Raw genomic sequence first — 22,862 nt, 5'->3', positions numbered from 1 at the left:
AACCTGGGAACAGTCCTGGCGGAAGAGTGACACTACACTCCCTCCACCTTGATGGGGGAGAAAATGCTTCTTTCTCTGGGAGAGAACTGGAGAGAGGGCACAGAGGGTGTGAAGAAAGCGAAACTCTAAAGTTGGAGGTGCAATGGTAAACGAGAACCCGCCGGCTGCGAGAATACCTGTTGCAACCTACCGGCTCCAGTTCAACCGGCAATTCAGTTTTGCCGCTGCCCAAGAGATCGTCCCCTACCTTAACGATCTGGGGGTGAGCGACATCTATGCATCGTCCTACCTGACGGCCAAGGAAGGAAGCATGCATGGCTACGATGTTGTGGACCAGAACCGGCTCAACTGGGAAATAGGCACCGGCGAGGCCTATGCAGAGCTGATCGGCGAGCTGGACAAATTCGGCATGGGGCACATCCTCGATTTCGTCCCCAACCACATGTGCATAGAAAGCAGGGAAAATGCCTGGTGGATGGACGTCCTGGAAAACGGTCCCTGTTCCAATTATGCCACCTTCTTCGATATCAATTGGCAACCGGTAAAGAAGGAGCTGACCAACAAGGTCTTATTGCCGCTTCTGGGGGACCAGTACGGCAAGGTCCTGGAAAACGGGGAGCTGCGCCTGTTGTTCGAAGACGGCGCTTTTTCCATCGCTTATTACGAAACCAGGCTTCCCCTGGAGCCGACCAGCTGGCTGCAGATCCTCAGGCACCGTCTCGATGTGGTAGAGGCGGCTTTTTCCGCCGATGCTCCGCTTCTTCAGGAACTGTTGAGCATCATCACTGCACTGCAGCACCTTCCCCCCACTACTGAGCACGACCCGGAGAAGATTGGCGAAAGGTACCGGGAGAAAGAGGTGGTAAAGAAGAGGCTTTTAATGCTCTGTGGCCAGAGTGTGGAAATCCTCAACTTCATAACTGAAAATGTGACCATCTTCAATGGCAGCAAGGGTAACCCGGCCAGTTTCGATCTGCTGGACCAGCTTCTCTGTCGGCAGGTCTACCGCCTTTCCTTCTGGAAGGTGGCCACTGAGGAGATAAATTATCGCCGGTTCTTCGACATCAATGCCTTGAGCGCCATCAGGATGGAAGACCCCATTGTCTTCAGGGAAACCCATGCCCTTGTCCTGAGGCTTATCCAGGAAGGGAAGGTGACCGGGCTCCGGATCGACCATGTGGATGGACTTTATGACCCGTTGACCTACCTGGAGCGGTTGCAGAGAAACTGCTTCATCCAGTGCTGTCTGGGCGCATCCGGGGCCGGCCCCCGCTTGGCCGATGCCGAAACTGCAGCCGATTTTATGAAGAAATGCAACGACGACTATAACGGAGTGATTGCTGAAAATCCGTCATACAAGCCATTCTTTATAGTTTGCGAGAAGATCCTGCTCAAAGGGGAGCAGCTGCCGGAGGAGTGGCCTGTGCTCGGCACCACCGGCTATGACTATCTCAATTATCTGAATGGCATTTTCATCGACCAGGAAAACCTCAAGTGGCTGGACCGCAGCTATACCAGGTTTATCCGCCAGACCATCAACTTTGCCGAAGCGGTCTACGAGAAGAAAAAACTGGTCATGCAGGTGTCCATGTCGGGGGAGATCAACACCCTTGGGCATTATCTGAATAACATCTCGGAAAAGAATCGCCTGACCAGGGATTTCACCCTTATCAGCCTGACCCGGGCCATCATCGAGGTCATTGCCTGCTTTCCCGTCTACAGGACCTACGCCAATTCTTCGATCATTCGGGAGAAAGACGTCCAGTACATAGAAACCGCCGTGGCCAAGGCCAAGCGCCGCAATCCCGCCATCAGTACTTCCATCTTCGATTTTCTCCGTGATGTCCTGCTGCTCCGCCAGGGGGAGGATGCCAGCGAAGGGGACCGGCTGGAATGGCTGGATTTCGTCATGAAATTTCAGCAGCTTACCGGGCCGGTCACCGCCAAGGGGATGGAGGATACGGCCTTTTATGTCTATAACCGCCTCGTTTCCCTCAACGAGGTGGGAGGGGCGCCGGACAGGTTCGGTATTTCCGTTGATGCCTTCCACAGCCAGAATGCGGACCGTTTCAGGACCTTCCCCCACGCCCTTATAGCTACGGCAACCCATGATTCCAAGAGGGGTGAGGACGTAAGAACCGAATCGATGTCCTTTCCGAGATGCCGGAGAAATGGCAGAAATCTCTGGTGAAGTGGAGTCGCCTGAACAAGAGAAAAAAAAACATGGTGGACGGGCAGCCGGCGCCGGGGCGTAACGATGAATACCTGCTCTATCAGACCCTGGTCGGCGCCTGGCCGGTGGAGGAGGTTTCGAATCCGTTTTCGCCGGGATTTCAAGCCAGGATCAGGGAGTACATGGTCAAGTCGACTCGCGAGGCCAAGGTTCACACCAGCTGGATAAACCCCAACGGGACCTATGAAAAAGCACTGACGGACTTTATCGATGCCGTCCTGGGGGATGCAGCCTTTCTCAGGGATTTCAAAGCTTTTGCCGCCCTGGTTTCCCACCACGGCATGTTCAATTCCCTGTCCCAGGTACTGCTCAAGATAGGCTCGCCCGGCATACCAGATTTCTACCAGGGAACGGAACTGTGGGAATTGAGCCTGGTGGACCCGGACAACCGGCGGCCGGTGGATTTCCGCATCCGGCGCGAGATGCTCAGCCGGCTTAAGGAGCGAGAAGCTCAGGTGGGGCCAGGCCCCCTGGTCCGTGAACTGCTGGCGGCGAAAGAGGACGGCGGCATCAAGCTTTACCTCATATACCGCGGCCTCAATTACCGGCGTGCAGAACGCCGGCTCTTTGAAAACGGGGACTATCTGCCCCTGGAGGTGCAAGGGGAAAAATCCAGGCATGGATGCGCCTTTGCCCGCAGGTGGGAACGGAAAACCATGATTATTGCCGCTTCCCGGCTGACCGTCGGACTGGTTGGCGATCTGGGGCCTGTACCCGTCGGCAGGGATGTATGGAAAGACACCGCCCTTTCCTTGCCGTGGGAAGAGCAGGGGGCAAAATACCGGAATATAGTCACCGGCGGGACCATTGCCGGAGCGGACCGGGGTATGGGTACTGCCCTAGAGCTGGCCGAGGTTTTCAGCGATGCTCCGGTCGCCATGCTGGAGCGTCTCCACTAACGCGCAGTAGTTTTCCTGTAGAGCAGACATGACATCTCGACGAGGGGGCTCATATGTCTGAAGGGAGAAAACGGGTAGTCATCGAAGGGGTCTTCCCCCAGGTGGATTGCGGCTTGTATCCTGTCAAAAGGATCTGCGGGGACGAGTTGACGGTGAAGGCCGATATTTTCTGCGACGGCCACGATGAAGTGAGTGCCGTTCTGCTCTATCGTGTGGAGACGGAACAGTCGTGGCGCGAGGAGCAGATGAAGCATGTGGGCAATGACCGCTGGGAAGGCTCCTTTGTCCTCCGGAGCACCGGGGTCTGGCAGTACACCATTATTGCTGGGTGGACCATTTCAAATCATGGCAGAAGGACCTGCTGAAAAAATACGAGGATGGACAGGATGTAACGGTCGAACTGGACATGATCAGGGATCAACTCAAGAAGGCGGCGGAAACGGCCGCCGGGAATGGGAATCATCAAGCCTCAGAGCGGCTGCATGGGGCGGCGGACGAACTTTCCAGCCGCCATAGCCCGGAACAGCGGGTGGCGCTGGGACTTATTTCCGAAGGACACCTTTACAGCAGTGTCATAGACAGGCCGCTGGCAACACGTTATCACCATGAGCTTTCGGTGGTCGTCGAGCGTGAGAAGGCCGGCTTCAGTGCCTGGTATGAGCTGTTTCCCCGGTCTCTGGGGACAGATGGCAAGCGGCACGGTACCTTCCGTGATTGTGAGGAGCTTCTGCCTGAATTGGCGGGAATGGGCTTTGATGTGCTCTATATCCCCCCCCTTCATCCCATTGGTTCCACTAACCGCAAGGGAAAGAACAACGCCCCAACGGCCGATCCGGACGACCCGGGCAGCCCCTGGGCCATCGGTGCCATAAGCGGGGGACACGCCCAGCTCCATCCCGAGCTGGGTACCATGGAGGACTTCGAATCCCTGGTGGTCAAGGCGGCGACCCATGGCCTTGAGATTGCCCTCGACCTGGCCTTCCAGTGCTCCCCCGATCATCCTATGTGAGGGATCACCCGGAATGGTTTTTCTGGCGGCCTGACGGCACGGTCCAATTTGCCGAAAATCCGCCGAAGAAATACCAGGACATCATCCCCTTTTACTTCGAGACACCGGACTGGCAGTCGCTCTGGCAGGAGCTGAAGCGGGTCGTGACCTTCTGGATCGAAAAGGGGATTCGCATCTTCAGGGTGGATAACCCGCACACCAAGCCCTTCCCTTTCTGGGAGTGGCTGATAGGCGAGATAAGGCGCGATTATCCGGATGTAATCTTCCTTGCCGAAGCCTTCACCAGGCCAAAGGTCATGTACCGCCTGGCCAAGCTTGGCTTCAGCCAGTCCTACACCTATTTCACCTGGCGGACCACCAGGGACGAGTTGACCGCCTACCTGGCGAGCTGACCCGCAGCGAGGTGCGGGAGTTCTTTCGCCCCAACTTCTGGCCGAACACCCCGGATATCCTCCCCATGCATCTCCAGTACGGAGGGCGGCCGGCTTTCATCATCGCCTGGTCCTGGCAGCGACCCTTTCATCCAGTTACGGCATCTATGGCCCGGTCTTCGAGCTGGGAATCAACGAAGCTGCCGGGGAAAGAGGAATACCTGGACGCGGAGAAATATGAGATCAGGAGCTGGGACCGCAATGCCCCCGGTAACCTGAAGGAGCTGATCACGACCATCAACCGCATTCGCCGGGAGAATCGCGCCTTTCACAGCACCTATAACGTTACCTTCTATGAGACGGACAACGACAACCTCATTTTCTACAGCAAGGTCTCCCGTGACGGCGGCAATATCATTCTCGTGGTGGTAAACCTGGACCCGACAAGTTCAGGGGGGGAGGCTGCACGTTCCCCTTGAGCAGCTTGGAGTTGCTCCGGGGCATCCCTATCTGATCCACGATCTCATCAGTGATGAAAAATCCATCTGGCAGGGGGCCTGGAATTTCATTGAGCTTGATCCCCGCCGGATGCCGGCACGCATTTTCCAGATCCGTCCGCGTCTGCGCCATGAGGCGGATTTCGACTACTACATGTGATCGGCAGGAGCAAAGCCATGACAGGACTGAAAGATGAACCCCTCCTGTGGTACAAGGACGCCGTTATTTACGAGGTTCACGTCCGGAGCTTTTACGACAGCAACGGCGACGGCATCGGCGATTTCCGTGGGCTGCTGAAAAAGCTTCCCTTTCTCCATGACCTGGGGGTGACGGCAGTGTGGATTCTGCCTTTTTATCCGTCGCCACTCAAGGACGACGGCTACGACATTGCCGATTATTACCGCATCCATCCCGATTACGGCACCCTCGGGGACTTCCAGGCGGTGCTGCGCGAGGCCCACCGGCTGGGGATCAGGATCATTACTGAGCTGGTGCTGAACCATACCTCCGATCAGCACGCCTGGTTCCAGAAGTCGCGCCGGGGTGGGCCACGGTCGGTGTGGCGGGATTTCTACGTCTGGAGCGACACCCCGGCCAAATATCAGGATGCACGGGTCATCTTCAAGGATTTCGAATCGTCCAACTGGTCCTGGGATCCGGTGGCCAAGGCTTACTTCTGGCACCGGTTCTATTCCCACCAGCCGGACCTGAATTACGATAATCCACGGGTCCACGAGGCTATGTTGCAGGTCCTAGATTTCTGGCTCGGCATGGGGGTGGATGGTTTAAGGCTTGATGCGGTGCCGTACCTGTACGAACGGGAGGGGACCAACTGCGAAAATCTGCCGGAGACCTACGCCTTTCTCAACAAGATTCGCCAGTTCATGGACGAGAAATATCCGGGGCGGATGCTCCTGGCCGAGGCCAACCAGTGGCCGGAGGACGCGGTTTCCTACCTGGGGAGCGGCGCCTGCCACATGGCTTTCCACTTTCCTCTCATGCCGCGCATGTTCATGGCCCTGCAGATGGAGGAGTCCTTTCCCATCATCAACATTCTGGAACAGACTCCGGGCATTTCCGAGCATTCCCAATGGGCGCTCTTCCTGCGCAACCACGACGAACTGACCCTGGAGATGGTCACCGACGAAGAGCGGGATTACATGTACCGGGTCTATGCCAGCGACCCCCGTGCCCGCATCAACCTGGGTATCCGTCGTCGCCTTGCGCCACTCATGGGAAGTGACCGGCGCAAGATCGAGCTGATGAACGTGCTGCTCTTCGCCCTGCCCGGCACTCCCATCATCTATTATGGCGACGAGATCGGCATGGGTGACAACTATTACCTGGGGGACCGCAACGGCGTCCGTACCCCCATGCAGTGGAGTCCTGACCGCAATGCAGGTTTTTCCGCTGCCAACGCACAGCGTCTGTTTCTGCCGGTGATCATCGATCCGGAGTACCACTACGAGGCGGTCAATGTGGAGAACCACACCCGTAACCCATCGTCGCTGTTGTGGTGGATGCGGCGTCTCATCGATCTGCGCAAGCAGTATAAGGCCTTCAGCGTGGCTCACTTGAGTTTGTCCGGTTACGCAATCCGAAAGTCATTGCCATGATCAGAAAATTCGAGGAGGAGACAATCCTGATCTTCATCAACCTGTCCCGTTTTTCCCAGGTGGTGGAGATAGCCTCTCCTGAGTTTCTGGGCCATGTACCGGAGGACATCTTCAGCCGCAATCGGTTCCCGGTGATCAAGGACAGCCCCTACGTGTTGATTCTCGGACCATACAACTACCATCTCCTGCTCATGTCCAAGGCCCAGGAGGCGGAGGCGCCTGCAGCGGAATATGTGTGCCCCGAATTGTCGGTAAGCGGTTCCTGGGAGAATATCCTGAGACGAGCGGGTTTGGCCCAGATGGAGCGGCGGGTGCTTCCTGGCTACCTGCGAAAGACCCGCTGGTTCCGCAGCAAAGGGCAGACCATCAGCAAACTGATCATCGGCGATAGTCTGCCTGTGCCGGCCGATAGTACTTCCTTCTTCCTGAGCTTTATCGAGACCGCCTATAACGAAGGGCAGACCGAGACCTATCTCCTTCCCCTGCATTACCTGCCGTTGACCGAAGGTGAGGAAATCCTGCAGGAATACCCGGAGGCGGTCATTGCCCGGTTGAAGGTGAACAATGAAGACGGCATCCTTTACGATGCCATGTACAGCAGCGCCTTCCGTTGCATTATTTTCGGCCTGATCGCGGGAAGAAAGCGTATTGAGGGATTTGAGGGAAGGGTCTTGTCCGGGCGTCCCGGACATTCCTTTGCCGCCATCTTCCGGGAAAAGAAGGCGCCGCTGCAATCCAGGGTGGGCAAGGTTGAGCAGAGCAACACGGCTGTCCATTTCGACGAGAGTTTCTTCTTCAAGCTCTACCGGCGCGTGGAGGAGGGGGTCAATCCCGAGGTGGAAATTGGCAGATTTCTGACGGAAAAGGATCGCTTTGCCCATGTTGCACCGCTGGTCGGAGTGCTGGAGTATTGGCAGAAAGGGACGGAACCGGTCACCCTTGGCATCATGCAAGGGCTGGTAGAGAACCAGGGGGATGCCTGGGGGCTGACCATGGACGAGGTTGGGGAATACGTGGAGCGGGTCCTGGCAAGCAAGGAGGATATGAAGGTGACGCCGCGGCTGCCGGCCAATATCTATGATGCCGATCACGGGGCGCTTTCACCGAAAATGCAGGAACTGATGGGAGGCTTCTATCTGGAGATGGTGCCCCTCTTAGGCAAGAGGACGGCCCAGCTGCATCTGGCCCTTTCTGCCCACAGCAAATACCCGGCCTTTACCCCGGAGCCATTTTCCATCTTCAACCAGCGCTCGCGTTTCCAGTCCATGCGCAACAGGTCCGCACCGTCTTCGATCTTCTGAAGCGGAACCTGAAAAACCTCAAGGACGAGATCCGGCAGGAGGCGGAACACTTGCTCTTGCTGGAACAGGAGATCATCAAGAAGCTCGGCAAATTTACCGGTCGCAGGTTTTCTGCGATGAAAACACGCATTCATGGGGATTATCACCTGGGGCAGGTGCTCTATACGGGCCAGGATTTCATCATCATCGATTTCGAGGGGGAACCGGCGCGTTCCATGCGGGAAAGAAGGATCAAGGATTCGCCGCTCAGGGACGTTGCCGGCATGATCAATTCGTTCCAATATGCGGCCTATGCAGTGCTGGTGCAGCATGCCCATATCCGTACCGAGGATATTCCTTTCCTGGAGCCTTGGGCGGAGGCCTGGTACCGTTACGTGGCCGGGACCTTCCTCCATGCCTATCTGCAAAATGTGAAAGGCGCCCAATTTATCCCCACCCTGGAGGCGGACGTGCAGACCATCCTCGACATCTACATCCTGGACAAGGCGATCCATGACCTGGGCTATGAGATCAACAACCGTCCCGACTGGCTGTTGATACCTCTGCGCGCTATTCTGCGTCTGATGAAGAATGCGGAGCCGGCGGAAGAGACGGTCAAATGAAAAATATCTAAAAATAAGTTGCTTTTAATTTAAAACTATTTATACTTGTCCTGCATGCTCGCTCTGCATAACCTGGATTGCAGACTGTTGAAATCCAACAGCCTGTTATAAGGAGGTACGGCAATGACAAGATTCTATCAGGGGATAGTGATGGCGGCAGTTATTCTTTCCGCGGGATCATCGGCCAGATCGATGCGGCCAACGAAATGAACATGAAGCGGCAGATTCATGCCGAAGCAGCCCATTATGAGCAGGCAGACCGGCAGCTACTACGGCCGGAGATAAAAACAGCCATGGCCACGCTTAACGAAAAAGATAACCACTTCCCCTGAAAATGGAAGATTCTCTGAGACGATGAAAAAGACCCGAGCTTGCTTCGGGTTTTTTTATGGCGAAAGGCAGCTGCATGACCAGGAATGGTCTTGACTGGCAAAGCGATTGCGGTTAGACTGCACCGGCTTTCATGCAACAACAGCAGCGGCATCAGGCGCCCGTAGCTCAGCTGGATAGAGTACCTGGCTTCGAACCAGGGTGTCGGCAGTTCGAATCTGTCCGGGCGCGCCAATATATAAACGGAGGTTATGGCTTTGGCCGTAGCCTCTTTTTTTGCCATGGGAGAAAGAAGCTGCCAGTCTCAAACGGTTTAAGCACTACTAATAAATTGACAATGTGATCTAAATAATATAGTGACAATCCGATATGTTGCCGCAAGCAGGAAGCAGTTTTTTGAAACCGGAGACTGATAGCATGAACAAGGAACGATTCCTGAACAGGAATGAGCTGATATTGTTGGTTTCACTGTTTACCGCGGCGCTCCTGGTAAGGCTGTATTTTATTCCTTTCTATCGTGTCATTTCTGCCGATGGGGTTGGCTATGTATCTGCGGCGAGAAATCTTATCAACGGCAACTTTGCTCCGCTTACTACCTATGGCGTCATATATCCGTCATTGACGGCGATGGTAAGTTTATTAGACGTAGATACGGAGTCAGCCGGTCGCCTCGTATCGGCAGTGATGGGCAGTCTGCTGATCTTTCCGCTGTATCTGCTTGCCAGGGACTTCTTTGAGCGTTCCATTGGCATTATTGCTGCATTCTCGTGATCGCCTGGCCGCCACTGCGCTCCTGGGCTTGCGAGGTCATGACCCAGGCGACGTATATCACTTTGCTCGTCACATGGTACTGGCTTTTGTGGCAGGCTTTCCGCCGCGGCTCTGTGCAGTGGGCGCTTGCCGCTGGCGCTGTAGCCGGGCTTTCTTACCTTACCAGGCCGGAATCTCTGGTTGCCTTTGCTTTTATGGCGCCGGTACTGCTCCTGCCGTGGGGCGGCACCAGGAGCGTGAAAAAACGACTCCTCCTGATTTCAGTATGTGCAGGTTCCTTTATACTGATGTTGTTGCCCTTTGTCCTGCTGGTTCACAATGTCACCGGCCAGTGGCAATTGACCGGCAAGGGGGGCGCAACCCTCGCCGATGCCTTGAGCGAGTATCTGGGCCGGCCGGATCTGAAAAACGAACCTGGCTTCAAGGGGATTGGATTTCTTGAAGTGATTCGCTCCTACCCGGATTTTCTCTGGATAAACCTTTCGCAAAATCTGATCAAAGTCTTTCAGACCATGGTGCCCTTGTATATGTGGGTCGCCGTGGTAGCCGGCTTCTTTTGGGGAAGGTGGAATCGGGAGCAGGTAACACGGCGAGTGTATTTACTGGCATCTTTTGCTCCCTTCGGCATCATCGTGGTCTTTTTCTTTGTTGGGCCTGAATACCTGCAACCGTACCTGCCGGTGCTTTTTTTATGGGTGGGTAATGGTCTGTATTCCGCCGAACGTTGGCTGTCGGGGCTGTTTACCGCAAACAGTGGCCTTTCTAAATATATGGCTTGGGCGCCGGTTTCCATTATCGCGGTCTCACTGCTTACCCTGTACACTTTTGCCGCGCAGATTCCCGCAGATCGCAACAAGCCTTATCAATTCGAAGATGACGGCGGCCGTTACGACCAGCGTCGTATCGGAGAGCTCCTGAAAAAGCATCTCCCCCCGGGAGCAAAAATAATGACCCGGTGGGGAAGAATATCCTTTTATTCGGAATTGGAAAATGTAGGCATGCCCCAGACGGACCTTAAGGAGATGGTCTCCACGGCCAGACAAAAAGGGGCAAGATATATAATAATCGATGGCATGCTGGCGGGCATGCGACCCCAATTCGAGCTGCTTTTCCTGCCGCTTTTCAATGCACCTGCGTCAATCCTTAGTACAGCCCCACAGAACGGAGACTCTTTCACCCCCATGGCCGGGGTGCGCCTCCATCTGTTGTATAAAGATCCTTCCAGTGTCGGAGTAGCGGTTTATGAAGTCACACCTTAAAGATTCAGAGGCACTGTCGGGAAACGGAAGGCAGTCAGTCGCCGTAGTTATCCCCTGTTATGGCGTCCGCAATCATATACTTGGCGTGATCAGTGCGATTGGCCCGGAAGTGCAGGCAATTTATGTGGTAGATGATGCTTGTTTCGAACAGACAGGGAGATACGTCTCAGAAAAGTGCGACGATTCGCGGGTTCGGGTTCTTTTCAACGGGGAAAACCGTGGTGTAGGGGGGGCTACGATTGCCGGTTACCGGCAGGCGGTCAGTGACGGCGCCGACATCGTGGTCAAGCTTGACGGTGACGGGCAGATGGACCCCAAACATATCCCCATCCTGATTTCGCCTATAATTAACGGCATTGCAGATTACACCAAGGGCAACAGGTTCTACTACCTTGAAGGGGTGCAACAGATGCCCCTGGTGCGCCTGCTCGGCAATGCGGCCCTCTCCTTTATTGCCAAATTTTCGTCCGGGTATTGGGATATTTTTGATCCCACCAACGGATTCACTGCCGTGCACTCCAAGGTGGTGGAACATCTACCCCTGGAAAAGGTAGATAATCGCTATTTCTTTGAGTCAGACATGCTGTTCAGGCTGAACATCATTCGTGCGGTTGTGATGGATGTTCCGCTCCCTGCAAGATATGCGGATGAAAAAAGTAACTTGAACGTCTTCCGTTCGATCCCTGAATTCGCTTGCAAACATGTGCGGAACACCTTGAAGAGAATTTTTTACAACTATTATCTTCGTGATTTCAGTGCCATGTCGCTGGGACTTTTGCTGGGACTGCTGGCCCTTTCCATAGGTATGATTGTCGGAAGTACGGCATGGGTGACATCTGTGCGCACTGGAGTGGTGGCAACCAGCGGCACGGTAATGCTCGCTGCATTACGACGCTGGTGGGCATCCAGTTGATTTTATCTTTTCTGGCGACAGATTCGGCAAACGTACCGAAAATACCACTGCAAAAACGTTTATAATCCAGTCTTGCAAAGAAACTCTCCTCGCTTGGCATACTCTTAGGGATGCATCTCTCGCCACATCATTATTCACTCACAACGCACTCTGCCTTATGTGAAGGTTTCCCTATTAATTTTCCGTTGACAAGGAGCTGCATCAGTAGTTATAAAGAATGAACGTTCATTCCGTGAAAGAGGATTTGTAGAATGGAAAAATGTGACAAAAAGGAAACGATAATCCAGGCGGCTCTTGAGCTTGTTGCGGAACACGGCTTCCATGGTGCCCCCATGGCGATGATCGCGAGAAGGCTGGGGTTGGAGCAGGGACCATTTACCGTTATTTCGACTGTAAGGACACCCTGATCATGGAGATTTACAGCATTGTCGAAGAGCGATTCGTGACGGCGCTCATGGAGGGTACCCGGAGAAAGGGTCAGTGCGCGAGCGGTTTCTCCACATGGGCGCGGTGCTGGTCAGGCACCTGATAGCGGCCCCGCTGGAGCTGCGTTTCGTCGAACAGTTTCACAATTCTCCATACGGCGTTGCCCATCGTCGGGAAAAGCTTTTCGGCGAACGGGAAAAGGACATCATAAGGGAACTTTTCGACGAAGCCAGGCAGCAGCAGATCTTCAAGGACCTGGATCTACCATACTTTTCGCCCTGTCTTTCGGGCCGCTGGTGGACGTGAGCAGGGATCATATCCTGAAGTTCATCAACCTCACCGATCAGCTGATCGAACAAACGGTCGGCGCCTGCTGGGATGCGGTAAGGCGCTGAGTATATAAACCGGAATGAATATTCATTTCTGCTAATTTTGAGGTTACAAGTGCTTACCAAGCTGTTTCTTTTATTGCTGGCTGCCATGTGGAGCTTGATCATAATCATCGCTTTTTCCCGGCGCAAATGAACCCGCTGCTGCAGCCGCAATGGCGGTGTTTACTATGGGCTTTATTCAACAAAATCATACGAGGTATTTCAATGCACATCACGAAGAGAGCACAATTAATCGCCGTCACCGCCATTATCAGTGGTTGCATGCTGCTTTCCGGTTGCGGAAAGAAGAAGCAGGCAGGTCCGGTAAAATCCGGACCTCCCGAGGTAGGTGTCATCGAGGTGAAGCCGCAGCGGGTTGCCTTGACTACCGAACTGCCTGGCCGCACGTCGCCTTATATGATCGCCGAAGTCAGGCCGCAGGTGAGTGGCATCATCCAGAAGCGTATTTTTACTGAGGGCAGCGATGTGAAGGCCGGGCAAGTGCTCTACCAGATTGATCCGGCCACCTATCAGGCTGCCTATGCCAGCGCCAGAGCGGCAGAATCCCGCGCTGAAGCCAACCTGGTCCCGGCCCGACTCCGCGAGGAACGTTTTCGTGAACTGGTTAAAATAAAGGCCGTGAGTCAGCAGGATTACGATAATGCCTATGCCTCACTGAAACAGGCCGAGGCCGATCTGGCTTCAGCCAAGGCGGCGGTCGAAACTGCCCGCATCAATCTGGCATACACCAAAGTGACAGCACCAATTACCGGCCGCATCGGCCGCTCGACCGTGACCAACGCGCCCTGGTTACCGCCAACCAGCCGGCTGCGCTGGCCACCATCCATCAGCTCAGTTCCATGTATGTGGATGTGACCCAATCCACTTCGGAGATGTTGCGGCTGCAACAGAGTCTGGCCAGTGGTCTGCTGAAAAAGGACAATGCAGGTCAGGCGCGCGTCAAGCTGATATTGGAGGATGGAACTGCCTATCCCGTGCCCGGCACGCTCAAGTTTTCGGAAGTAACAGTGGACCAGAGCACCGGTTCCATCACTCTGCGGGCAGTGTTCCCCAATCCGAAACAGACATTGCTGCCGGGCATGTTCGTCAGAGCCGTCCTGGAAGAAGGGATAAATGAACAGGCAATTCTGGTGCCCCAGCGTGGCGTGACCCGCAATCCGGCCGGCAATGCCATGGTCTTGGTGGTCGGGGCTGAGGAGAAAGTGGAGCCCAGGGTAATCAATGTCGCCCGGACCGTCGGCGACAGCTGGCTGGTGAGGGACGGCTTGAAAACCGGGGACCGGATTATCCTGGAGGGAATCCAAAAGGCCCGTCCCGGTACCCAGGTCAAGGCCGTGCCCTTTAACAGCAACCCGGAACCAGCGCCCACCGGCGCAGGACAACCTGCCGCAACAGCTAAAAAATAAAGGAGCCTCTCCATGCCTCGCTTTTTCATAAACAGACCCATATTTGCATGGGTAATCGCCATCATGACCATGCTGGCCGGTCTGCTGGCGATCAAGACCTTGCCGGTTTCCCAGTATCCACCGATTGCGCCGCCGCAGATAACCATCAACGCCATGTATCCCGGTGCTTCAGCCAGACCGTGCAGGATACGGTCACCCAGGTGATCGAGCAGAAGCTGAACGGCATAGACAACCTGATTTACATGTCATCCACCAGCGACTCGGCTGGCGCCGTGGCCATTAACCTGACCTTCAAGGCAGGCACTGACCCGAACATCGCCCAGGTACAGGTGCAGAACAAGCTGCAGCTGGCCACGCCGCTCCTGCCGCAGATCGTCCAGCGCCAGGGGATCCAGGTGGTCAAGTCCACAAGGAACTTTCTGATGGTTGTCGGACTGGTGTCGGAGGATGGTTCCATGGGCCGCCATGCCCTGACCGACTACATGGTGGCCAATATTCAGGACATCATCAGCCGGACGGAAGGGGTCGGCGAGGTAACGGTCTTCGGCTCCCAAAATGCCATGCGCATCTGGCTGAACCCGGTCAAGCTGAACAATTTTCATCTGACTACCAGCGATGTGATTGCCGCAGTTCAGGCACAGAACGCCCAGGTTTCGGCCGGCCAGTTCGGCGGCAACCCGGCGCCGCAGGGGCAGCAGTTGAACGCTACCATCACGCGCGCACCCTGATGCAGACGCCGGAACAGTTTGATGCCATAGTTCTTCGCACCAACCCTGACGGCTCGACAGTCAAGCTCAAGGATGTGGCTGAATGTAAAATCGGCACCGAGAATTACGATATCGAGGCACGCTACAAGGGTAAACCCATTGGCGGCATGGCCTCAGACTCGCGGCCGGCGCCAACGCCCTCGACACCGCTGATCGGGTCAAGGCCAAGATGGCTGAGCTGGAAAAATTCGTTCCCCAAGGGGTGAAGGTAGTCTACCCCTATGATACTACCCCCTTTGTCAAGATCTCCATCGAAGAAGTGATCCAAACCCTGATGGAGGCCGTTTTCCTGGTCTTTGTCATCATGTTCCTCTTCCTGCAGAACATCCGTGCCACACTGATCCCGACCATCGCGGTGCCGGTGGTGCTGTTGGGCACGATGGGCGTTCTCTCTGCAGCCGGGTTTTCCATCAACACCCTGACCATGTTCGCCCTGGTCATTGTCATCGGTCTCCTGGTGGATGACGCCATTGTCGTTGTGGAGAACGTGGAACGTATCATGTCCGAGGAGGGATTATCCCCCGTGAGGCCACCATCAAGTCCATGGGGCAGATCACCAGCGCCCTGTGGGGCATTGCCACCGTGCTGACGGCAGTCTTTCTGCCCATGGCTTTCTTTGGCGGTTCCACCGGCGTCATCTACCGCCAGTTTTCCATCACCATCATCTCAGCCATGATTCTTTCGGTATTGACGGCGATGATCCTGACCCCCGCCCTTTGTTCTACCCTCCTGAAGCCCGTGGCAAAGGGCCATGAGGCGTGTGAGTCGGGATGGTTCTGCGGTTTCTTCCGCCTGTTCAACAAAGTGTTTGACTGGAGCAGGGGCAAGTATGAAGGGATTGTCGGACGATCTTTTGGTAAGCCGGTACGCTATCTGGTGGTGTACGGCGCCATTGTCGCTGCCATGGTGTTCTTTTTCCTGCGGCTTCCCACCGCCTTCCTGCCCGACGAGGACCAGGGATTCATAATCTGCCAGGTCCAGTTGCCTGCCGGTGCCACCCAGGAGCGGACCCTGAAGGTTATCGAGCAGATGGAACAGCATTTTCTTGAAAAGGAGAAAAAGTCCGTAGAATCAATCATTACTGTTGCCGGTTTCAGCTTCGCCGGCCGGGGACAGAATATGGGCCTGGCTTTTGTAAGGCTCAAGGACTGGAAATTGCGCCCAACGCCTGATTTGAAGGCACCGGCCGTTGCCGGCCGTGCCATGGCGGCCTTTTCCCAATATAAAGATGGTCTGGCCTTTGCCTTTTCGCCACCGGCGGTGGTGGAACTGGGGCAGGCCAACGGTTTCGACTTTCAGCTGCAGGACCGTGGCGGTCTGGGGCATGACAAACTGATGGAGGCGCGTAACCAGCTCCTGGGGATGGCCATGAAGAACCCCAAGCTGATTGCGGTGCGGCCCAACGGCCAGGATGACTCACCCCAGTTCAAACTGGATATTGACGATGTTCGGGCCGGCGCCCTCGGGGTCTCCCTGGCGGATGTCAACAGCGTTCTGTCCACTGCCTGGGGGAGTTCCTACGTCAATGACTTTATCGAGAACGGCAGGGTAAAGAAGGTCTATCTGCAGTCCGATCCCAAGTACCGGATGCTGCCGGAGGATATCAACAATTGGTATGTGAGCAACAAGACCGGCGAGATGGTGCCGTTTTCAGCCTTTGCCACAGCACACTGGCAATATGGTTCTCCCCGCCTGGAGCGCTATAACGGCATTCCGTCGGTGGAGATCATGGGGCAGGCGGCCCCTGGCGTGAGCACTGGCGAGGCGATGGCCGAAATGGAAAAGATGGCTGCCCAGCTGCCTCCCGGTATCGGTTACGAATGGACCGGGCTCTCCTATGAGGAAATACAGTCAGGCAAACAGGCTCCGGCCCTCTATGCCATCTCGCTCCTGGTGGTTTTCCTCAGCGTGGCGGCTCTTTACGAAAGCTGGACCATTCCCTTTGTTAACCTGCTGATGCTGCCGCTGGGCCTGGTGGGGGCGGTTATGGCCATTACCCTTCGCATGTTGCCCAACGACGTCTATCTCCAGATCGGTCTGCTCACCACCGTCGGGCTTTCAACCAAGAACGCCATCCTGATCATACAGTTCATCAAGGATCAGATGCAACAGGGCCATGAGCTGGTCGAGGCTACCCTGGCGGCGGTGAAGATCAGGCTGCGCCCGGTTATTATGACTTCGCTGGCTTTCTTCTTCGGCACGCTGCCCCTGGCCCTCACCACGGGTGCCGGGGCCGCAGCCAGAATGCCATAGGAACGGCGGTTACGGAGGATTGCTCTCGGCAACCTTCATCGATCTGCTGTTTATTCCGTTTTTCTTTGTGCTGGTCTCGCGCATCTTTGCCCGAAAGCGGGTCGTTGAACCGGCTGCCGGCGCCAATGCCCAGGAGGTGCATTGAGATGAATAGAATAAAAAATATGTTGTATCTTTCCTTGGGGGCACTCCTCTGGTTGAGCGGTTGTGCCACGACCATGGCCCCTGAATATAGCCAGCCCGCTGCACCGGTGCCCAATGCCTGGCCCAGCGGCCCTGCCTACAAGGTAGAAACGGCCAAGGCGGATCAGAAGCCGCTGGCTGAAATCCCGTGGCAGGAATTTTTCGTCGAGCCCCAGCTGCAGAAACTGATCGCCCTGGCCTTGGACAACAACCGCGACCTGCGCGTTTCCATTCTCAACATGGAGCGGTTCCGCGCCCAGTACCAGATCAGGCGCGCTGACCTGTTTCCCAATATGGATGCCACAGCAGGAGCAACCTATCAGCGGATTCCTGAAGATTTCTCGGCCACCGGCAAGGCAGCTACCGTTCACCAATACGACGTGGGGTTGGGGGTCAGTTCCTATGAAGTGGACCTGTTCGGCAGGGTGCGCAGCCTGAAGGACCAGGCTCTGGAACAGTATCTGTCCACCGAACAGGCCCGACGCAGTGTCCAGATCAGTCTCGTATCCCAAGTGGCAACCGCTTACCTTACCCTGGCCTCCGACCTGGAACGCCTCAAGCTGGCCAAGGACACCCTGGCCAACCAGCAGGAATCCTTCAAGCTTACCAAGAGCCGTTTCGACTCCGGCGTTTCTTCGGCCCTGGACCTGCAACAGGCTCAGACCAGCGTGGATGCTGCGCGGGTGGACATTGCCCGCTTCACCGCCCTCACCGCCCAGGACGTGAACGCCCTCAACCTGGTGGTCGGGGCCTCCGTACCGGCGGACCTCTTGCCCCAGACGCTGACTGCGAACCTGACCGCTCTGAAGGACGTTGCTCCCGGCCTTCCTTCCGATGTCCTGCTCAATCGTCCCGATATCCTTCAGGCCGAGTTCCTGCTCAAAGGTGCCAATGCCAATATCGCGCGGCGCGGGCTGTCTTCTTTCCCCGCATTACGCTGACCTCCAACGTCGGCTTCGGCAGCGACGAACTGGCGGGGCTCTTCAAGGGAGGCGCCTTCACTTGGGGCTTCGCGCCGAGGATATCGGTGCCGATCTTCGAGGGGGGACGCAATCGCGCCAACCTGAAGGTGGCGGAAGTTGACCGGGATATTGCAGTGGCCCAGTATGAAAAAGCTATTCAAGTCGCCTTCCGCGAGGTAGCCGACGCTCTGGCTCAACGGGGAACCATTGACGAGCAGGTGGCGGCACAACAGTCACTTACCGATGCCACTGCCGAAAGTTTCCGCCTTTCCGAGGCCCGTTACGAAAGAGGGGTCGACAGCTACCTCAATGTCCTCGATTCGCAGCGCTCCCTGTATGCAGCCCAACAGAACCTGATCAGCGCCCGTTTGATACGGCTCAACAATCTGGTTAGCCTGTACAAGGTGCTGGGGGGCGGGGTAGGCAAATAACAGAAGGGGAGGATGTTACCGATGTTCTGAGCCCGGCGGAAATTTTCCGCCGGGCTCTTTTTATTTCCCCAAGTGGCTTTTCCGGTTAAATAAACTTTCTTGACAGATAGATAAAAATGAATTAGTTTAATATTAAATCGTTCCGCCTGAACAAAATGAGGTGCTCATATGTACGCAAAGAACAACCCGTCATTCCTGGCCTTGAATACCTACACAAAGCTGATGCGGGCTGCAGAGTCGGTTACGGTCAGGGTAAACCGCCACATGTCGGCTGCGGATCTGACCATCAGCCAGTTCGGCGTTCTTGAGGCTTTGTATCACAAAGGGCCACTGTGCCAGCGGGACCTGGCAGCGAAGATCCTCAAAAGCACCGGCAATATCACCATGGTCATCGACAACCTGGAAAAGCGCCATCTGGTCAGGCGGGAGCGGGATAGCGAGGACAGACGTTACCTGACAGTTTATCTGACGGATGAAGGAGAAACACTGATCGCCGAGGTTTTTACTGCAGTGGAAGCAGCTATCGTTAAAGAAATGTCGGAATTGTCCGAAAAGGAACAGGAGCAGCTGGGCACCCTGTGCAAAAAACTCGGCTTGAAAAAAGTGGGAAAGTAAAAAAGAGAAAAATTTAGTCAATTAGTTTAATATCAAACAGTATTGTTTCTAATCAACACCAAAAAGGAGAAAATCATGAAAAAAGCAATCGCATCCATAACTGCCATTATCGCCCTGGCATTGCCGCTGGTGGCTTCAGCCTCCACCTGGAACATCGACCCCGACCATTCAAATGTGGGTTTTAAGGTACGACACCTGATGGTTTCCAACGTGAAAGGCAGTTTTGACAAGTACACGGGAAAAATCGAGTTGGATGACAAGGACATTACCAGATCAAGGGTAATAGTGGCCATCGACACCAACACGGTCAACACCAACGTGCAGAAACGGGATGAGCACCTGCGGAGTGCAGACTTCTTCGACGTTGCCAAATATCCGACCATGACCTTTGCTTCGAAAAAAATTGCCAAGGCAGGCAAAGATAAGCTCAAGATGACGGGTGACCTGACTCTCCACGGGATTACCCGCCCGGTAGTGTTGACTGTGGAAGGACTGTCAAAAGAGAGCAAGGACCCATGGGGTAACATCCGCCGCGGTGCTACGGCTACGACCAAAATAAATCGTAAGGATTTCGGTCTGGTATGGAATGCTGCATTGGAAACCGGTGGGGTTACGGTCGGCGATGAAGTGACAATTACTCTGGAGATCGAGTTGATCAAGGCTCAGGCAAAATAGTATTGATAGCAGCAAAAACAAAAGGGGATGGCAGATTTGCCATCCCCTTTTGTTTTGAGCTCATTCGTCAGAAGGATCACCCTTCTTTTTTCGCCTCGTCATCCTTGCGGGCCTTGATTTCTATCTCATCCTTGCCGTCAGACGCACGCTTGAAGTTTTTAATGCTTTTACCCAATGCGCTGCCGATTTCCGGCAATTTCCCTGCTCCGAAAATGACCATGACAATTACCAGGATGACAATAAGTTCCGGCATGCCGAATCCAAACATAGATCCTCCACATTTGTGCAAATTTGTAGCAAGTATTGCATTGCACATGTAAAAAATCAAGAAATTACCTGTTCTTTCTGACCTTCCGGGGCGACAAATTAATTGCACATTAATCTTGGGGCCAGTATATTAGGGAAAAAATAAGAAGGTGAGGAATAACTGAAGTGAAAAGGATTCTGCTGGTTGAGGACAATCCCGATGATGAGGCTTTGACCCTGCGGGCATTGCAAAAGGTTGCTCTCAATGACGAAATTGTCATTGCCCGTGATGGGGTTGAGGCCCTTGATATTGCCTTCGGCCGAGGACAGTATGGCGACGGCGACGGGAGCAATAAACCTCGCCTGATACTGCTGGACCTCAAACTGCCCAAGGTAGACGGGCTGGAAGTGCTGCGCCAGCTGCGGGCCAACAGCGAAACCCGAACAATTCCCATCGTTGTCTTTACCTCTTCTTCGGAAGAGCTGGACATTCTGCACAGCTACTGTCTTGGGGCGAACAGCTATATCCGCAAACCGGTGGAATTCAGCCAGTTCTGCGACGCACTGCGCCAGATAAGTGGTTATTGGTTGTCTTTATGCCAACTGCCTCCGCAAATTGATTGCCAACGCTGACCGGCAGCTGAACATGTCTCCGCCTCCCCCCTTCTATGCAAGACCACGCATAACATGATATTATCCTCCTATGGATTTCAGACTAAGCAGTGACTACAAGCCACGGGGTGACCAGCCCCAGGCCATAGACGAGCTTACCCAAGGTATCATTCGGGGGATCGCGATCAGGTACTTCTGGGGGTGACCGGCTCCGGCAAGACCTTTACCATGCCAACATCATCGCCAACATTAATCGCCCGGCGCTGATCCTTGCCCCCAACAAAACTCTTGCCGCCCAGCTCTACGGCGAATTCAAGGAGCTGTTTCCTGACAATGCAGTGGAGTATTTCGTCTCCTACTATGACTACTACCAGCCCGAGGCCTATCTTCCCACCACCGACACCTTCATCGAAAAAGACTCATCCATCAATGACGAGATCGACAAGATGCGTCACTCGGCTACCCGCTCCCTGCTCACCCGTCGCGAGTCATCATCGTTGCATCTGTTTCCTGCATTTACGGCATCGGCTCGCCCGCTTCCTATCAGGAGATGCACATCTTCTTCCACCAGGGGGACGATGTTCCCCGTGACGAATTTCTGAAAAAGCTGGTCGCCATCCAGTACGAAAGGAATGACGTTGATTTCCACCGCGGTACCTTCCGGGTCAGGGGGGACATCGTCGAGGTATTTCCGGCCCACGACGATGAAAGGGCACTACGCATCGAATTTTTTGGCGATACGGTAGATGCCGTTTCGGAGATCGACCCCCTGCGCGGCCAGGTGATCCAGAAAATGGCAAAGTGCGCCATCTATCCGGCCTCCCACTATGTGGCCAACAAGGAGACCCTGGACCGGGCCATCGAGCAGATCCGCCTGGAACTGGAGGAACGGATCCGCTGTTTTCGTGAGCAGAACATGCTGCTGGAAGCCCAGCGCATTGAGCAGCGCACCTTTTTCGACATTGAAATGATGGAAGAGATGGGATTCTGCCAGGGGATAGAGAATTATTCCCGGCATTTCGATGGGCGCTCAGCCGGCGAGCCACCCTATACCCTCATCGACTACTTCCCCAGGGATTTCGTGCTCTTTATCGATGAATCCCACATCACCGTTTCCCAAGTGGGGGGGATGTACCGGGGGGACCGTAGCCGCAAAGAGACGCTGGTTAACTACGGCTTCCGACTCCCCTCGGCCCTGGACAACCGGCCCCTCAACTTCCAGGAGTTCACGAAAAAGTTGAACCAGACGGTCTATGTCTCCGCGACGCCGGCTGAATACGAGCTGAAGCAGGCGGGGGGCGTAGTTGTGGAGCAGGTGATCAGGCCGACGGGGCTCCTGGACCCGCAGGTTGAGGTCCGCCCTGCTTCGGGACAGGTGGATGATCTGCTCCATGAGGTTCGCCTGACCGTGGAAAAGGGTGAACGGGTGCTGGTGACAACCCTGACCAAGCGGATGGCCGAAGAACTGACCGATTACTACCGTGAGCTGGGCATCAAAGTCCGTTATCTCCACTCGGATATCGACACCATCCAGCGCATGCAGATCATCCGTGACCTCCGGCTCGGCGAGTTTGACGTGCTGGTGGGCATAAATCTGCTCAGAGAGGGCTTGGACATCCCCGAGGTGTCACTGGTGGCAATCCTCGATGCGGACAAGGAGGGTTTTCTCCGTTCCGAGCGTTCTCTGATTCAGACCTGCGGCCGTGCCGCCAGAAACCTGTCGGGCCGTGTCATCATGTATGCGGATAGTGTTACTCGATCGATGCAGGCTTGTATAGACGTCACTTCGAAGCGGCGGCAGATTCAGCAGGAATATAACGGGAAAAACAATATTACCCCCCAGAGTGTGAAGAAACAGATACGCAACATTCTGGAATCGGTGGAGGAGCACGACTACGTCACCGTGCCGCTGGCGGCGGAGACCATGGAAGAATACGTGGCGGTGAAGGATATTCCCAAGCTGGTAAAGAAGTTGCGCAAGGAGATGCTTGCTGCGGCGAAGGAGCTGGATTTCGAAAAGGCGGCAGGATTACGGGACCGGATCAAAAAGCTGGAAGACCAGGAGTTGAAGCTTCGCTAGGAGTCTGTCGGA

The 22,862-nt window shown here is 55.1% G+C and carries 17 protein-coding genes, 1 tRNA gene and 6 pseudogenes; 23 read left to right on the top strand and 1 reads right to left on the bottom strand.

Annotated features, from left to right (window positions below):
- Nucleotides 1–142 precede the first annotated feature (142 nt).
- From treY to JCM15764_RS17690, 21 genes and pseudogenes are all read left to right on the top strand, one after another.
- Nucleotides 143–2,191 (top strand): malto-oligosyltrehalose synthase, encoded by a 2,049-nt coding sequence (treY, locus tag JCM15764_RS17750; RefSeq protein WP_279384539.1) that lies wholly within the window; start codon nucleotides 143–145, stop codon nucleotides 2,189–2,191.
- Nucleotides 2,188–3,132, top strand: coding sequence for a malto-oligosyltrehalose synthase (locus JCM15764_RS27220; RefSeq protein WP_279384538.1), 945 nt, complete (start codon nucleotides 2,188–2,190; stop codon nucleotides 3,130–3,132). Before treY ends, JCM15764_RS27220 begins: the two co-directional genes overlap by 4 nt.
- A 53-nt stretch (nucleotides 3,133–3,185) precedes the next feature.
- Nucleotides 3,186–4,141, top strand: a pseudogene (locus JCM15764_RS30245) (maltotransferase domain-containing protein).
- Nucleotides 4,138–4,533, top strand: coding sequence for an alpha-amylase family protein (locus JCM15764_RS30240; RefSeq protein ID WP_243689346.1), 396 nt, complete (start codon nucleotides 4,138–4,140; stop codon nucleotides 4,531–4,533). The pseudogene JCM15764_RS30245 and the gene JCM15764_RS30240 overlap by 4 nt, the downstream one beginning before the upstream one ends.
- A 65-nt stretch (nucleotides 4,534–4,598) precedes the next feature.
- Nucleotides 4,599–5,169: pseudogene (locus JCM15764_RS30235) on the top strand (hypothetical protein).
- Nucleotides 5,170–5,186: 17 nt separating this feature from the next.
- The gene (gene treS / locus JCM15764_RS30230; RefSeq protein ID WP_279384537.1) at nucleotides 5,187–6,626 is read left to right on the top strand and encodes a maltose alpha-D-glucosyltransferase; all 1,440 of its coding nucleotides are present in this window, start codon (nucleotides 5,187–5,189) and stop codon (nucleotides 6,624–6,626) included.
- The gene (locus JCM15764_RS30225; protein ID WP_279384536.1) at nucleotides 6,623–7,927 is read left to right on the top strand and encodes an alpha-glucosidase C-terminal domain-containing protein; all 1,305 of its coding nucleotides are present in this window, start codon (nucleotides 6,623–6,625) and stop codon (nucleotides 7,925–7,927) included. The genes treS and JCM15764_RS30225 overlap by 4 nt, the downstream gene beginning before the upstream one ends.
- Before the next feature lie 50 nt (nucleotides 7,928–7,977).
- Entirely contained in the window at nucleotides 7,978–8,529 is a 552-nt protein-coding gene (locus JCM15764_RS30220; protein WP_279384535.1) for a hypothetical protein, read from the top strand.
- Between the two features lie 77 nt (nucleotides 8,530–8,606).
- Nucleotides 8,607–8,861 (top strand): hypothetical protein, encoded by a 255-nt coding sequence (locus tag JCM15764_RS17735; protein ID WP_054698120.1) that lies wholly within the window; start codon nucleotides 8,607–8,609, stop codon nucleotides 8,859–8,861.
- A gap of 155 nt (nucleotides 8,862–9,016) precedes the next feature.
- Nucleotides 9,017–9,093: transfer RNA gene (locus tag JCM15764_RS17730), tRNA-Arg, on the top strand.
- A 183-nt stretch (nucleotides 9,094–9,276) separates the two neighbouring features.
- Nucleotides 9,277–9,630 (top strand): glycosyltransferase family protein, encoded by a 354-nt coding sequence (locus JCM15764_RS24905; RefSeq protein ID WP_243689344.1) that lies wholly within the window; start codon nucleotides 9,277–9,279, stop codon nucleotides 9,628–9,630.
- A gap of 38 nt (nucleotides 9,631–9,668) precedes the next feature.
- Entirely contained in the window at nucleotides 9,669–10,889 is a 1,221-nt protein-coding gene (locus tag JCM15764_RS17725) for a hypothetical protein (RefSeq protein WP_243689343.1), read from the top strand.
- The gene (locus JCM15764_RS17720; protein ID WP_243689342.1) at nucleotides 10,873–11,802 is read left to right on the top strand and encodes a glycosyltransferase family 2 protein; all 930 of its coding nucleotides are present in this window, start codon (nucleotides 10,873–10,875) and stop codon (nucleotides 11,800–11,802) included. Before JCM15764_RS17725 ends, JCM15764_RS17720 begins: the two co-directional genes overlap by 17 nt.
- Before the next feature lie 251 nt (nucleotides 11,803–12,053).
- Nucleotides 12,054–12,209 carry a TetR/AcrR family transcriptional regulator gene (locus JCM15764_RS27200; protein ID WP_279384534.1) on the top strand — a complete coding sequence of 52 codons (156 nt, stop codon included), beginning with the start codon at nucleotides 12,054–12,056 and terminating at the stop codon, nucleotides 12,207–12,209.
- 73 nt (nucleotides 12,210–12,282) lie between these two features.
- A complete protein-coding gene (locus JCM15764_RS27195) occupies nucleotides 12,283–12,534 on the top strand; it encodes a hypothetical protein (RefSeq protein WP_279384533.1) in 252 nt (83 codons plus the stop codon).
- On the top strand, nucleotides 12,495–12,623 hold the full coding sequence (locus JCM15764_RS30215) for a hypothetical protein (RefSeq protein WP_500778439.1): 129 nt from the start codon (nucleotides 12,495–12,497) through the stop codon (nucleotides 12,621–12,623). Before JCM15764_RS27195 ends, JCM15764_RS30215 begins: the two co-directional genes overlap by 40 nt.
- A 201-nt stretch (nucleotides 12,624–12,824) precedes the next feature.
- Nucleotides 12,825–14,026 (top strand): annotated as a pseudogene (locus JCM15764_RS17710) (efflux RND transporter periplasmic adaptor subunit).
- Between the two features lie 12 nt (nucleotides 14,027–14,038).
- Nucleotides 14,039–17,191: pseudogene (locus JCM15764_RS17705) on the top strand (efflux RND transporter permease subunit).
- Between the two features lies 1 nt (nucleotide 17,192).
- Nucleotides 17,193–18,622, top strand: a pseudogene (adeC, locus tag JCM15764_RS17700) (AdeC/AdeK/OprM family multidrug efflux complex outer membrane factor).
- Between the two features lie 168 nt (nucleotides 18,623–18,790).
- Nucleotides 18,791–19,237 (top strand): MarR family winged helix-turn-helix transcriptional regulator, encoded by a 447-nt coding sequence (locus tag JCM15764_RS17695; protein WP_054698117.1) that lies wholly within the window; start codon nucleotides 18,791–18,793, stop codon nucleotides 19,235–19,237.
- A 75-nt stretch (nucleotides 19,238–19,312) separates the two neighbouring features.
- Nucleotides 19,313–19,912: a YceI family protein gene (locus tag JCM15764_RS17690; protein ID WP_054698114.1), complete on the top strand. Its 600-nt coding sequence runs from the start codon at nucleotides 19,313–19,315 to the stop codon at nucleotides 19,910–19,912.
- Between the two features lie 76 nt (nucleotides 19,913–19,988).
- Here the strand turns inward: JCM15764_RS17690 and JCM15764_RS17685 are convergent, their stop codons facing one another.
- Nucleotides 19,989–20,180: a twin-arginine translocase TatA/TatE family subunit gene (locus JCM15764_RS17685; RefSeq protein WP_054698111.1), complete on the bottom strand. Its 192-nt coding sequence runs from the start codon at nucleotides 20,178–20,180 to the stop codon at nucleotides 19,989–19,991.
- Nucleotides 20,181–20,344: 164 nt separating this feature from the next.
- Here JCM15764_RS17685 and JCM15764_RS17680 point away from each other — a divergent pair, with 164 nt between their 5' ends.
- Nucleotides 20,345–20,791, top strand: coding sequence for a response regulator (locus tag JCM15764_RS17680; protein WP_054698108.1), 447 nt, complete (start codon nucleotides 20,345–20,347; stop codon nucleotides 20,789–20,791).
- 70 nt (nucleotides 20,792–20,861) lie between these two features.
- A pseudogene (gene uvrB / locus JCM15764_RS17675) lies at nucleotides 20,862–22,850 on the top strand (excinuclease ABC subunit UvrB).
- The last annotated feature ends 12 nt before the right edge of the window (nucleotides 22,851–22,862 follow it).

Origin of the sequence: Geotalea toluenoxydans JCM 15764, from assembly GCF_001311985.1 — a bacterium.
GTDB classification, from domain to species: domain Bacteria; phylum Desulfobacterota; class Desulfuromonadia; order Geobacterales; family Geobacteraceae; genus Geotalea; species Geotalea toluenoxydans.
This window is presented reverse-complemented; position numbering and strand designations above follow the sequence as displayed.

Excerpts from the sequence above, each read along its gene's own strand:
- treY (WP_279384539.1), top strand. The coding sequence starts at position 143 with ATGGTAAACGAGAACCCGCCGGCTGCGAGAATACCTGTTGCAACCTAC.
- treS (WP_279384537.1), top strand. The coding sequence starts at position 5,187 with ATGACAGGACTGAAAGATGAACCCCTCCTGTGGTACAAGGACGCCGTT.
- JCM15764_RS30225 (WP_279384536.1), top strand. The coding sequence starts at position 6,623 with ATGATCAGAAAATTCGAGGAGGAGACAATCCTGATCTTCATCAACCTG.
- JCM15764_RS24905 (WP_243689344.1), top strand. The coding sequence starts at position 9,277 with ATGAACAAGGAACGATTCCTGAACAGGAATGAGCTGATATTGTTGGTT.
- JCM15764_RS17725 (WP_243689343.1), top strand. The coding sequence starts at position 9,669 with ATGACCCAGGCGACGTATATCACTTTGCTCGTCACATGGTACTGGCTT.
- JCM15764_RS17720 (WP_243689342.1), top strand. The coding sequence starts at position 10,873 with ATGAAGTCACACCTTAAAGATTCAGAGGCACTGTCGGGAAACGGAAGG.
- JCM15764_RS27200 (WP_279384534.1), top strand. The coding sequence starts at position 12,054 with ATGGAAAAATGTGACAAAAAGGAAACGATAATCCAGGCGGCTCTTGAG.
- JCM15764_RS17695 (WP_054698117.1), top strand. The coding sequence starts at position 18,791 with ATGTACGCAAAGAACAACCCGTCATTCCTGGCCTTGAATACCTACACA.
- JCM15764_RS17690 (WP_054698114.1), top strand. The coding sequence starts at position 19,313 with ATGAAAAAAGCAATCGCATCCATAACTGCCATTATCGCCCTGGCATTG.
- JCM15764_RS17685 (WP_054698111.1), bottom strand. The coding sequence starts at position 20,180 with ATGTTTGGATTCGGCATGCCGGAACTTATTGTCATCCTGGTAATTGTC.